The sequence below is a fragment of the Colwellia sp. 75C3 genome, assembly GCF_002836255.1.
Lineage (GTDB): Bacteria > Pseudomonadota > Gammaproteobacteria > Enterobacterales > Alteromonadaceae > Colwellia.
Map to the genome: position 1 here is coordinate 117,052 of NZ_PJAU01000033.1, position 13,112 is coordinate 130,163.

Below are 13,112 nucleotides of genomic sequence, written 5' to 3' on the forward strand. Positions count from 1 at the left end.
CTCAGTTGGCCCCATAATAAGCTGCTAGATTTTTTCACTAATGCCTAAGTAAAGATACTTAAAAACGGCTCGCCGTGCGCTGACATCAACCAGGCTAATGCTGCGGAGTTAGCAACTACCGTAAACCAAAAAGCTACTCTGAATTCTGCTTTTTTAGATTTATGCCTCAGTATTTGTTGCGCCAGTGCAGCACCAGGCCAACCGCCAATTAATGCTAATAAGTGTAAGGTACTTTCTTGTGTACGCCATTTACCTCGTTGGGCTTTGGATTTGTCAAAAGCATAAGCGAGAAAAGTAATGAGACTACCCCCTAAGTAAATGAGTAATATTTTCTGGGGCAGGTGACCAAGAAAGTCGGCGGCGGTTAAACAGCCAATAAATAGTAACGCTAAATAGATAGAGAATTTACTGATGCTGTTAGCTGGCTTTTTCTTTAGCTTTTCACCTGAAAATGTCGCCTGTTCGGCACAATACCGACCTTGATTATCTTTTGTTACCTTGAAGACAATCACATCATTTATTTTGGGTATTCGATGGCGATTGGCTAAGGCCTTTTTGTGGATAAAAATGGAGTCACCGCCGCCATTTGGCGCGATAAAGCCAAACGCTTTATCGGCGTTCCATTTAATAATTTTTCCTTTCATAACTTTCTTGTTTTGTTTTGCCGTAATTTTTATGAAGTGAGATCTTTCAGTGCGTTAAAGTCGTCACTCGTTCTATCTTCTTCACTACAAACACTCAGTAAATCATCAATGAAATGAGTTAACGCTCTGTGTTCAATTTGTTGTACTTTTTCTTGCTGGGCAGGCGTTAGCATTTGATAACTTGTCGCAGCGCCAAAATCACCAAAAATAATGTTTCCTTGTACATCATATAAGGTGTTGTGGGCATATAAGTCACCGTGACAAACTTGCTTATTATGTAAGTGCGCGAACACATCTTGCATCTGACTTACGATGTTCTTAATAAGGCCGATGGATAAGCTAAAGTCTTGCGGAAAAGTATCGCGGGTACAGCTTTTAAAACAAGGCGGTAAACCAAGGTTTTGGTAACTTTCAGGAATAAGACTCATGATTAAGGCAAGGTAGTTTAGTTCAGTAACTTGCGCTAATGACTCGACCAAATTTGGATGTTTTCCTACTTGTAAGCAGGCCTGTAATTCATCTTGTGGATAACCATCACTAGTGACTTCACCTTTAAAAACTTTAACGGCAATATCTTCAGGAAATTGTGATTGCGGTGTATTCCAATGTGCTTTTGAAATTACGCCAGAAGCGCCTTGTCCTAAGACATTTTCTAGGGTGTAACTTGCCGATGATAGGTGCGGTACTGACTTCACTTCGGCTTGAATTTCGCTATTATTTTCGCTGAAAGTGGTCTGCTTAACTGCTGAAAAAGGGTTACCAGCAAAGGCAAACCAAGCCAACTTAGGCAGGTTTAATAACTGTTCAGGACATTCGGTTAACTTATTAGCAGAAATACGCACTAGCTCAAGGTTATTAGATTGCGCTAAGGTTTGCGGTAAATGTGTTAATTGGTTGCCAGCTAACGCTAACTTCTGCAACCGTGGTCGTTCACCCAAACTATCTGGCAAAGTTTCAATTAAATTATCCGTTAATATCAACCAACGTAATTGCGCAGGCAGTGATGCTTCAGCAACTGTTTTTATTTGGTTTGATTTAAAGCCAACCATTTCTAAGTTAGGCAATTGTCCTAATACTTCAGGCAGGTGTTCAAATTTATTTTGTGAAGCAAAAATTATTTTTAGTTTGGTCAGTTGTGCCAGTTCATCAGGTAATGAAGAGAGTGCATTATGAGATAAATCTAAGATCTCTAAACTGTCAGCTAACGTTAAAATTTCTAGTGGGAATGTGGCTAAGTTTTCAGATAATTTTAATTGGCTAATGCCGTTGAGTTCACCAGATTTAAGCTGAGCAAGAGTATGCACTTTAATGATTCCGTATATGAGAGATGAAAAGTGCGCTAGTTTACTGGAATTTCTGTTGTAAATCTTTTGTTATTAGTTCAATTATGATTCTAATGCGACAGGTATTGATATTTGAAATATAGAGGGGGTTAAGCAACAACAGCTTTTTATTTTTAAAAAAAGCACCTAGGGCGAACCTAGATGCAAAAGTGTGGGGAGTCAATTAATCGCCTTATAGCAAAATAGCTTTCCACTTCCTTGTGAGAAAAACGATTAATTATTTACAACATGTATACTTACTTTTTCCAAACGCCTGCAACACCCGGCTCTTCACCTTTAGTCCACCAACCTGCGGTATACGTTTCATTGTTATGTGAAACTTTATCGCCGCCGTTATAAACTAAATCTGCACGCCAAGCTCTAACTTGACCGTCATCAGGGATAACTTCAGACCAAGCACCGCTTTGATCTGGTTGTTCACCTTTAGTCCACCAGTTAGCTTTATAAGTGACTTCGTTATAAACAACGGTATCGCCAGTATTATAAACTTTACTGCTATCCCAAGTATCACTTCCGCCAGTGGTTTTATCCGTTACTGTTACCATGAAGTTTTGTGAAGTCACAGCAGTGCCATCACTTACATCAACACTTACGGTGTAGTTAGTATCAGCAGTTACATCACCTGCAGTTAACGTTACATTGGCGCCTGAGCCTGTTAACGTTAAACCAGTAGGTACTCGCCATGTGTAAGTTAATGAGTCGTTATCAACATCAGTAGCAGAAACAGCGATGCTAGCTTGCATTGTCTCTTCTATTGTTACGTCATTAATTGCAACAACAACAGGAGCGGTATTACCCGTAATTTCTGCAATAACCGTTAATGTTGTAGATTTACTTACCGTTGATTTTCCATCAGATACGCTAACTGTTACGGCATAATTGCTTGTTGTCGTTACGGTATTGGCAGTAATAACTACGTTAGCAGTGTTTGTTGCTGTCGCCGTTAACGCACTATCCATAGTCCAGCTGTAAGTTAAGTTATCGTTGTCTGCATCTGTGGCAGTCGCAGCAATAGTAATCATCTCGCCAGAATTAACTGAAAAGCTATTCGCTAAGCTAATAACTGGTTTTTTGTTGATTGGACCAACAACACCACCTAAACCTTCATGCATAGCATTAAGAATATCGCCATTATCTGCGTCAATTTCCCAAGCAAATAAACCACCTAAACCACTCGCGTTAACATATTGGCCTTTAGCGATAACAGATCTTGGGCTATCGTACGTTACTAACTTGCCTGATTGTTTGTTCCATACATAAGCCGCATCAGCCATTTCATCATAGCCAGCTTCAAAGCCATTAACACCAGTACCTGCAGCGCCAACCATATGTTGAGCAAGGCCTTTGTAGTCAATAATTCCCGCTTCCCAAACACCTTGAGCAGTAGAACCCGTAAGTTTACCCGTACCGTCAGCAGTCATTGGGTTATCTAAAATAGTGGTATTTTCTGGCATTACGCCTTCCCAACCACGACCATACATTGCTGTACCTACGACAATCTTTTTAGCGGCTACGCCTTGTGCTAATAATAAATCTACTGCATTAGTGATGGTATAAGCAGGACCTTTACGTGGTTCGCCTTTATCATCTAAGCCAGTACCGTTACATTCATCAACACTAATATGGCTACCACAATTCAAGCCAGTTTGATGACCGGTCACGTTGTTCCAACCGCCAAAGAAATCATAAGTCATGGCAAAGATGTAATCCATAAACTGCGCAGCTGCAGCGTAATCGACGTCTTCAATTTTGTCATAACCTGAGCCGATAGCTGAGGTAAGCTCATAGGTACGACCTGATTCAGCTTCAAGCTCATTTAACATAGTACGAAGTTCTTGCATCAAGGCAACATACGCTGGACCATCATTGATTGGATCGCCTAAGTTGGTAGAAGCACCGTCACCACCAGGAAATTCCCAATCAATATCAACACCATCGTAGAATTTCCAAGTTGTTAGGAATTTCTTCATTGAGGCGACAAACACATCACGATTGGCTTTTTGGGTAAAACCATAAAATGGGTCTGATAACGTCCAACCACCGACAGAAGGTAGTATTTTTAAATCAGGGTTACGTTGTTTTAGCGCCATTAATTGCGCGTAAGTACCACGAATTGGATCGCTTGCATCAATACCAGGTAATGCTTTTTGTACTGCAGCCCAAGGATCATGAATAACAACTTCATAATCTGCAGAGCCAGCACAAGCTTTTTCTAAAGCACGCCAACTATTACCATTTTCAATTTCTTTTAGTGACTCATTCGCACCACAGATTGGAATAAAGCCGTATAATAAATGCGTTAAATTATCTGCGGGTATTTGGCTTACATCATAACCACGACCGTAAATTCCCCACTCAACAAAATAAGCACCAACAACGTTATCTATTTGTGTTGGGTAGCTTTTATTATTTGGATCTATGTTCATGGTAAGTGGTGCTAAATGACCACCATCAGTATCGGCAATAATTATTTCTTTTTGCGCACTGGTTGCACAGACTGTGCCTTCACATAACTCAATAGTGAGTTGATGGCGACCAGATTGATCATAAGGAAAACTAATTACGCCGCCTTTGGTGCCTGCAGCGAAATTACCTTCATTAACCATAGTGTTATCAAAGTAAACTTTGTAGCTATCGCCACCAGAGCCACTCCAAGCATTCCATTTTATGCTGATGTCTACTAACTCTTTTGCGGTAACGATGTCTTTATAAGAACCTTGACCTTCAAGGTTTACCTCAACAAAGGAGTAACTTTGCGGTGTCCAATCTATGCTAGGCGCTGAAGGAGCTGCATCGACATTTTGTGATGATAATGCCGCACTGATTGCACACGCTGTGAGTAGTCTTTTATTCATAATTTCCTCTTCTTATAATATTGCTGATTGTTATACCAAAGGTATGGTCAGCTTCGTTTGTGGGGGATTTTTCCAAAAGTATTTGTAAAAATAAGCGTATTAACGCTTTTGCCAAACATTACTGACATCAGGTTGTTCACCTTTAGTCCACCATTTGGCTTGATAGGTTATTTTTTGATAGCTAACAACAGCACCTTGGGAGTATTCATTCTGGACACTCCACGTTGCAGTGCCTCCGTCGGTTGGAGAATCTAGTTGCCATGCATTGCTGTTATTAGGCGTTTGGTTTTTGTTCCACCATTTAGCGGAATACACCTTGTTTTCATAACTGACTTTATCGTTAGCTGAATAGGCTTGAGTACTTGTCCATAGGGGAACAGTTGGGTCTACCACACTATTTTTCACCGTGACGGTAAAGGTCTTGCTCGTGGTTAATAGTCCGTCTGACACCGCAACATTTAGGCTAAAGTCAGTATCGGCTTCAACTGCAGGAGCGTTAATAACGAGGTTGGCATCACTGCCGGTATAAGAAAGTTCATTCGGTATTTGCCAAGTGAAAATCAAATTAGCTTGTTCATCATCAAAGGCATGAACATGAATAGCTTCTGAAGCAGATTCGGTCATAACAATATTAGCTATGTCATGTACGATTGGCGCAGTATTAATTGGTGCTGCTTGGATGGTAAGTACAACAGTGTGCTCGTTATGGGTCACGTAGTTAATATTACTGAGCAAGTTGGCGGTATCAAAAGTAATATCACCTTGGCTATCTTCTACACCAATATTAAGTAAGTGGCTGTAATCAATATTTAATGATTGCGCAAAGTCGCTCGCCCACGTGGCATGGTTTAATTCGGTTATCGCGAGTTGTTGGCTGATTAACTCTTGGCCAGTGGCATCAAATAATCGTAAGCTAGCCGTTTCTCCAACAGCTGGTGTTTGTCCTTGTTTGAGGAAAAAACCTGCGCTAAACCACGTATCAGGCTCAACAGTATCTCGCACGATAGTAACGTCACTGCAGTTATAGAAACCTTCACCAACCACATCATCACGCTGCCAACGGCTATATAAAATGGCATCGCCAACCCTATCGGCGGGAATACTGACATTCATTTCATAGAAACGTTTGCCGTCAGCATCCTTAATGAAATCGATATTATCGTGCGACTGAACCAAGGTAACGTCAGACCAAGTAAGCGGCATGGTGTTACCGTCATAGCTTGGATTACTTAAAAAGAACTGCCAAAAACTTGGGTTATGTGGCGTTGTAGCCAGAAATTTTATATTGATATCACCATTGGCATTGGGCACTACTTCACTACGCTGCCAATGTGGAGAGGGTAAGTTCATGCCTCTTTTTTTGTTATCGCCACCGGCACATAAAGTACCGTCGGGTATATTGGCTTTTACCTCAACCAAGTTAGTGAAGTCACGTGTATTAACAGAAAATTCATGTGATTGCACAAATTGAAAATGACCAGAGCTTAAATACGCCGCTCGACAGGCAGCATTGGGAATATTTGAGCCATCTTCAGGCCACCAGTAACCTTGCTGTAATTCACAAAAAGCTTGTCGAGCCATAGGGCTGAACATATAGCCGTGTGCGGATACTTGATTACTCATGCCAGCTAATACGCTAGTTAATACTAGACTTAAGGCGGCAGACTTAACGTTGAGCTTAATTTTAGACATAGTTTTCCCCTAGCGATAAATACCGGAGTATTTATCGCTGGTTATTTGTTAAAAGAATTAAATGTTACGAATTAACTTGTCAGACGCTACAAAGTACAAACGTCATCCCAGTCTGCACCGCCTGGCTCTGAGCTTGTCCACCACTTTGCTTTGAAAACAGCATTGTTGTGAACAATCATATCGCCTTGGTTAGCATGGCTAGAATTACCTGCCCAATCTTTTTGAGGGAACTCTGGGTAGATAGACAACGCCGGAACATCAACACCGTCACAACCAGTTCCTGTACCGCCATCGCCACCACCACCGGTTCCACCAGAGGTTGCTTCAGGTAATTGTGGGTATTCAGCTTTGAAAGCGAAAATCTTACCGTCTTTCTCTATGGTGAAATTAGCAGGGCCACTAATTGGCATGTAATACATCACTTGAGCATTGACAGTTTGACCTTGGCTAAATGACTCAGCTTCGCCGCCCCACTCATTAGTTAATGTGATTGAGAAGCGATGGAAATAATTTTCAAAACCACCAATATTATGTCCTGCGCTATTAGAAGCATTTTGATCTATCGCCATTTTCAGTTTCTTGGTGGCACTCCAGTTGGACTTGAATATTGCAGATGTTGAAACAGGTACATCAAATGATATTTTGGCACCTGAAAAGTCGATGGCCGAGTTATTGGTAAAGGCAAATGTTGGACTAATTGGGTAGTTTTTATCACCACTTGGAAAGTCTTTTGCAACAAAACTTACATCAACCATTTCTGCAGGTTTAACAAAAGTTTTGTTACCTTTATCGATTCCGTATGGTGTACCACTTTGATTAAATTTATCATAAGCAATGGTGGTCATGGTTGAGCCCATGAAGTACTCACCTTTAGCTGCGTCATAATCAAAATCACCAGCAAGTTCCCAGAACATCACTCCACCTAAGCCATTATCAATAACATAATCTACTTTGGTCGCCATAGACTCTTCATCTTCTGTTGAAATAAAGACTTTTTTGCTGTCATTCCATAACCAAGGGGCAACGGCAACGCTGTCATAATGACGAGTATAAGACCCTGTTAAGGCATCACTTGGATCTGTTACTGGGTCAAGACCGTAAGCAGCAGAGTAACTACCGACAATACCCTTCTCTAAGTTCTTGATATGCCATAGCGGGTTAGATCCAGCAGGTACTTCACGATCATTCTCTGTATCGTGCCAAAGATTATCAATGCCTACAGCACCATTACCACAGCTATTTTTATCACCTACGCCGGTGCCATTTGGACAATTCGTTTGATCAGGAAATGCTGCCTGACCCCATAAACCATTTGTACCGCCAGTGACATCTTTAAAGCCACGGGTGTAATAAGGAATACCGATATTGATACGACCCGCTGATAAACCACCACGGAAGTACTTAACCGCCCAGTCGGTATTTAAATAACCAATGCCCTCAAATTCTTTAGTGCTATAAACATCCCAAGCGGCAAGTTCAGAGTCTAAACCGGTATCAAATAATGAAGCATTGTGGCCAACGTGTGAGTTCCACGCACCGTGCAAGTCGTAAGACATAATGTTCACGTAATCAAGGTATTGTGTTGCTTGAAATGTTTCCATGCCCCTTAATAAATAACCTGAAGACGGTGATGCGATAGTGAGTAAATAATGCTTACCGGCAGCTTCACCCGCTATATCAAGACTCTCACGTAGTGACTTCATCAGTACTTGGTATGAAGCATTAAGGTTGTCTCGTCGAGCATTTGAAAAGCTGAAGTCGTCTGGGTGACCAGCATCCTTCATCGATGATGGGTATTCGTAATCAATATCTATACCATCAAAGCCGTATTTTTCAATGAAATCAACCGCGCTGGCGCTAAAGGCAGAGATACCTGCTTGATTCACTGTGCCGTCAGCATTAGTGGTTAAGGTATAAAAGCCACCATCAGCAACGCGCCCGTTTTCACCAAAGTGTCCACCGGTTTCAGCCCAACCGCCTACCGAGACTAATGTTTTCACTTGTGGGTGTAACTTTTTATATTTATTTAATAAGTTGAAGTGACCTTTGTAAGGCAAGCTAGGGTCAAGCTCTGCACCGACAACGCCAGGCCATTCCATATTGGTGGCGGCATTGTTTGGCGAATTGGGATCACCAATGGATACTTTATGATTTTTGTCCACATGAGCAAAGGCGTAGTTAATATGAGTAACTTTGTCCCACGGAATATCATTAACCAAATAGCTTGGTTGGTCGTTCGCACCATTGCGCCAACTAGTGAAATAACCAATAACGCGACGAGGGTGGTCGGCGCCCATTAATTCACGACCATCTTGATCGTAAATCGTACAGTATGGCGTGTTTACCCCGGGTGTTTGATATAAACCTTCAGGGCGACAAGCATCAGCATCGTTACCTGTTTGTCCGTCATCAACTACTGCAAAATTAATTGCGTTACTGAGTGATGTTGCGCCTTTATCATCCATTGCTTCAACGGTGAAGGCTTGTTGACCTAAGGTCGTTGCTGTCCAAACAAAACTGCCTGAAGCCGCATTAATCGTATTAATCGCTACGCCATTTTCAAGTAATGATAATTGCGTGACTTGACCATCGCTATCAGTGCCTGAATATTCAAATGTGATTGTACTACCCACTAAAATATTACTAGGTAAAGTCGCCATAAGTGTTGCGATAGGCGCTGTATTGACTGGATCTACATCTTTGGCGGTCACTGTTACGGCAATGTTTTCAATGCTCGCTTGGGCACCTTTGTCATCAATTACAATAGCTTTTAAAACATGCTCACCAATGACGGCAGACCAAGTTAATTGGTAGGGAGCACTGGTTAATGTCGTTAGCTTTATAGTATCTAAATACAGTTCAACTTTTGCGACAGTACCATCTGCATCGGAAGCATTGACAGAAAAGACAACGCTGTCATTTTCAAGGAAAGAACTATTATTCGCGGGCGAAACTAAAGAAACTACCGGCGGTTTATTTTCAATGATTACGTGACCACAAGTGCCGAGGTTTTGCCATTCTTGCCACTCACCAGCATGAGTAACTGGATTGCTTTTGTTCCACCACTTAGATTTGAAAGCTTGATCAGCTGACTTAACAATAAGATCTTTTACAGATACTTGGCTTGTTTGCCATTCTGATAAGTTAGTACAGTCATAAGTTGCCGAATATGCAGAGTTACTAAGTAAAGCAATGGATATGGCCCCTAATTTAAAGAGTTTATTTGTTTTTATTATTTTTTTCATATTACGCCCTATTAACACATGATTAACGTTATTTTTATTACACCATTTAAAAATAACACAAAAGTTGTAAAGGTCAATATGTCGTCATTTGTATACATAAATGTACAGGTTAATTATTGATCTATTTAATCTCTTTTAAATCAATTGATTGTGTTTGGTTGAAGAACGACACTGAGCAGTTATAATTTTGAGCATATCAAGGGGGAATGCTGCAATGTTAACGTATTGTTAATTTTGGTGGGTGTTATTTAATAAGGGGTCTAGGTCAAAAAACGAACTAGATATTATTTGTTATAACATATATCTATTTGGTATATCTCTGGTTGGCCTTTATGGTCTAATTGGAGGGAATAGCTAAATCCAAGACTGTTTTTAGCTATTTTTTACATTAACTTTTGATGTTATACCAATTCCGTTAAATTATTGACCACTTGTACTGGCTAAAATCCTCCATGACGGCGTTGCTTTCAATCCCAATAGCCAGCTATTGCTCAATCTAGCGCCTTGTCCTGAAATATTTTCACTTCGTACAACAAGATCAGAAACTTATCGGAATTGGTATTATTTACGAAACCTTTAAATTTAGTCACTCGGCTGAGTCATTTTATCGGCTCGTAATATTTGCGATAATTGCTCATCAGTTAATAATTTTTGCTCTTTTATTAAGGTAATTATTGAAGCACCACTACTGAGCGCTTCTTTGGCTATTTTAGTTGACGTTTCATAACCTAAATAAGGATTAAGCGCGGTAACTAGGCCTAAACTATTATCGAGTAATTCTTTACAGCGTGTCTCATTCGCTTCAATGCCGCCAACGCATAAAAAATTAAACATATTTACCGCATTGGTTAATAGGTTTTGTGAATCAAGCAAGTTTACTGCGATTAATGGCTCCATCGCATTTAACTGTAATTGGCCGGCTTCAGCTGCCATGGTAATTGCCATATCGTTACCTACTACCTGATAAGAACATTGGCTAACGGCTTCAGGGATCACTGGGTTAATTTTCCCTGGCATAATAGAACTACCCGGTTGGCGGGCAGGTAAACTAATTTCACTTAAACCCGCTCTTGGTCCCATGCTTAATAACCTAAGGTCATTGGCAATTTTTGAAAGTTTTAATGCTAGACGTTTTAATGTTGCTGAATAAATTACAAAAGCGCCCATGTCTGAGCTGGCTTCAATTAAATCTTCAGCTTCTGAAAACTCAATACCAGTGAGTTCAGATAATTTTTTAATAGCGATAGTGCCGTAGCCTTTTTTGGCATTAATACCTGTGCCAACAGCGGTACCACCTAAATTAATTTCGGTGAGTAACTTACCGGTATTTTTTATTAATTTGATGTCTTCTCTTAAGGTAGAAGCAAAACTTTTAAATTCTTGCCCAAGAGTCATCGGCACAGCATCTTGCAGCTGAGTTCTAGCTAGTTTTAAAATAGTAGAAAATTCTTTAGATTTATGAGTAAAGCTTGCCACTAGTTGCTCAACAGCAGTTAATAATGACTCTTGGTTGAGTAAAACCGCTAAGCGTACTGAACTTGGGTAAACATCATTGGTTGATTGCGACATATTTACATCAGTATTCGGGTGTAAATAGTGATATTGGCCTTTTTCATGACCCAGTAGCTCTAAACTAATGTTTGCCAGCACTTCATTGATATTCATATTACTTGAAGTACCCGCGCCGCCTTGGATCATATCAATAGCAAAGCTATGATTAAAACGACCAGAATGTATAAATTCAGCGGCTTTAATGATGGTGTTAGCCTTGATATCATCTAACGATTTCTGCTGTAAATTGGCGGTTGCACAAGCAGATTTTACGTAAGCTAAAGCATTGATCAGTTCAGGGTAGTCAGTTAACTTTTTTCCCGATAGTTGAAAGTTATTTACTGCGCGTTGCGTTTGAATGCCATGGTAACATTCATGCTCAATTTCCATGGTGCCCAGTAAGTCTTTCTCTATACGGTAAGTGGCTTTTTCTTTGAATGATGTGATGCTAGCGGACATTATTGTTACGGGTAGATGGATAGTGGCGCTAAGGTAATAATTGTTAAGACTTATTACCAATGCCGATTTAAATGACCAGTTATGCAATGCTTGCATAACATTAGCTTGGACCTTTATTTATATGTGACTTAAAGCCTTAAATCGTTAAAGTGCTGCCATATTTTTTCTTGAAAAGAGTGGTTGTTATGCATTTTTTTAGCGCGATATAACCGTAACGCGAGTTCAGGTTGCCATTGTTTGTCTCCAGCAATAACCAACTGCTGGCTTGCTAATTCAGTTACCAAACTAAATTCAGGGATCCAAGCAACCCCTAAGCCTTTTAAGGCCATCATTTTTAAACTATCGGCCATGGGAGACATCAACATTTTATTGAAATTGTGTTGCTGTGTTTTATCCTTGAGTAGCGTGCTTACTACGCGGTCAAGGTAAATATTTTCTTGATAGGCTAAATAAGGCACGCTGCTTTGAGGCTGTGATAATTGATATATAGGTTCACCTTGCTCATTTGCCTGACAAACCGGTAATAACCTCACCTTAGCCAATAAAATAGAATCATGATGAAATGCATCAAGTAGCGGGTCGCTAAATGCTAATAAATAGTCACAGTGCTTTTGTTTAAGTAGATTGGCACAATCGTCGGCATCAGCAATTTTAAGCTGGGTATCTACCAAGAAAGGCAATTTATTAATGTGCTCAACAATTGAGGGAAAAACGCCAATAGACAAAGTATGAGTTGCTGAAAATATTAACGGAGTACGCAAGGTTTGTTGTTGTAATTCTTCACTGAGTAAATTCAGTTCAGCCAGTAAGTTTTCAGCACGATTTAGAAATATCTCACCAGATACTGTTAATTGCAGCGGCTGATGTAAGCGATTAACGAGTTTGCAATTAAGCTTATTTTCAAGTGCTTTTATTCTACGACTAAAAGCCGGTTGGCTAACATGTCTAATTTCTGCTGCCTTTGAAAAGTTACGGGTTTGAGCTAACACCACAAAATCTTTAAGCCACTTGGTGTCTATATTCATCTTTTTAAATTCATCTGAGTTTTCACTTGCTTATTTACATTCATTAATAGGTTTTGAGATCACGATAATTAGGGTGACAGCTTAACTTTTTCTGACTTAATAATACCTAATTTACCGCAACAAATATTCATCTAATCTTGCTCTACCTCAGCCAAATACGCAAAAAAGACTGATAAAGGATATTGTAAAGTAAAAATAGAGTGATAAAAGAGTTACGCTATCTTGTTTATTCGTCGTCAATTTTTAACACTGGTTTTGGTTGATAAATCATCAGTGTTACCGTTATTTTTTTTGTGAG

General features: G+C 40.1%; 7 protein-coding genes. All 7 read right to left on the minus strand.

Annotation, left to right across the window (positions count from 1 at the left end; all coding sequences use genetic code 11):
- Positions 1 to 44: 44 nt before the first annotated feature.
- Positions 45 to 644 carry a cold shock and DUF1294 domain-containing protein gene (locus tag CXF85_RS05060; RefSeq protein ID WP_101227444.1) on the minus strand — a complete coding sequence of 200 codons (600 nt, stop codon included), beginning with the start codon at positions 642 to 644 and terminating at the stop codon, positions 45 to 47.
- Positions 645 to 673: 29 nt separating this feature from the next.
- Positions 674 to 1,948 (minus strand): leucine-rich repeat-containing protein kinase family protein, encoded by a 1,275-nt coding sequence (locus CXF85_RS05065; protein WP_101227445.1) that lies wholly within the window; start codon positions 1,946 to 1,948, stop codon positions 674 to 676.
- Between the two features lie 275 nt (positions 1,949 to 2,223).
- Entirely contained in the window at positions 2,224 to 4,842 is a 2,619-nt protein-coding gene (locus CXF85_RS05070; protein WP_101227446.1) for a glycosyl hydrolase family 18 protein, read from the minus strand.
- Positions 4,843 to 4,941: 99 nt separating this feature from the next.
- Positions 4,942 to 6,534: a lytic polysaccharide monooxygenase gene (locus CXF85_RS05075; protein ID WP_101227447.1), complete on the minus strand. Its 1,593-nt coding sequence runs from the start codon at positions 6,532 to 6,534 to the stop codon at positions 4,942 to 4,944.
- Positions 6,535 to 6,620: 86 nt separating this feature from the next.
- Positions 6,621 to 9,779, minus strand: coding sequence for a glycosyl hydrolase family 18 protein (locus CXF85_RS05080; RefSeq protein WP_101227448.1), 3,159 nt, complete (start codon positions 9,777 to 9,779; stop codon positions 6,621 to 6,623).
- A gap of 582 nt (positions 9,780 to 10,361) precedes the next feature.
- Positions 10,362 to 11,885 carry an aspartate ammonia-lyase gene (locus CXF85_RS05085; protein WP_232771081.1) on the minus strand — a complete coding sequence of 508 codons (1,524 nt, stop codon included), beginning with the start codon at positions 11,883 to 11,885 and terminating at the stop codon, positions 10,362 to 10,364.
- 32 nt (positions 11,886 to 11,917) lie between these two features.
- Entirely contained in the window at positions 11,918 to 12,814 is an 897-nt protein-coding gene (locus CXF85_RS05090; protein ID WP_101227450.1) for a LysR family transcriptional regulator, read from the minus strand.
- Positions 12,815 to 13,112 lie beyond the last annotated feature (298 nt).

What these genes read in the sequence shown, in the direction of transcription:
- CXF85_RS05060 (WP_101227444.1), bottom strand. Translation starts at nt 644, where the DNA reads ATGAAAGGAAAAATTATTAAATGGAACGCCGATAAAGCGTTTGGCTTT.
- CXF85_RS05070 (WP_101227446.1), bottom strand. Translation starts at nt 4,842, where the DNA reads ATGAATAAAAGACTACTCACAGCGTGTGCAATCAGTGCGGCATTATCA.
- CXF85_RS05075 (WP_101227447.1), bottom strand. Translation starts at nt 6,534, where the DNA reads ATGTCTAAAATTAAGCTCAACGTTAAGTCTGCCGCCTTAAGTCTAGTA.
- CXF85_RS05080 (WP_101227448.1), bottom strand. Translation starts at nt 9,779, where the DNA reads ATGAAAAAAATAATAAAAACAAATAAACTCTTTAAATTAGGGGCCATA.
- CXF85_RS05085 (WP_232771081.1), bottom strand. Translation starts at nt 11,885, where the DNA reads ATGCAAGCATTGCATAACTGGTCATTTAAATCGGCATTGGTAATAAGT.
- CXF85_RS05090 (WP_101227450.1), bottom strand. Translation starts at nt 12,814, where the DNA reads ATGAATATAGACACCAAGTGGCTTAAAGATTTTGTGGTGTTAGCTCAA.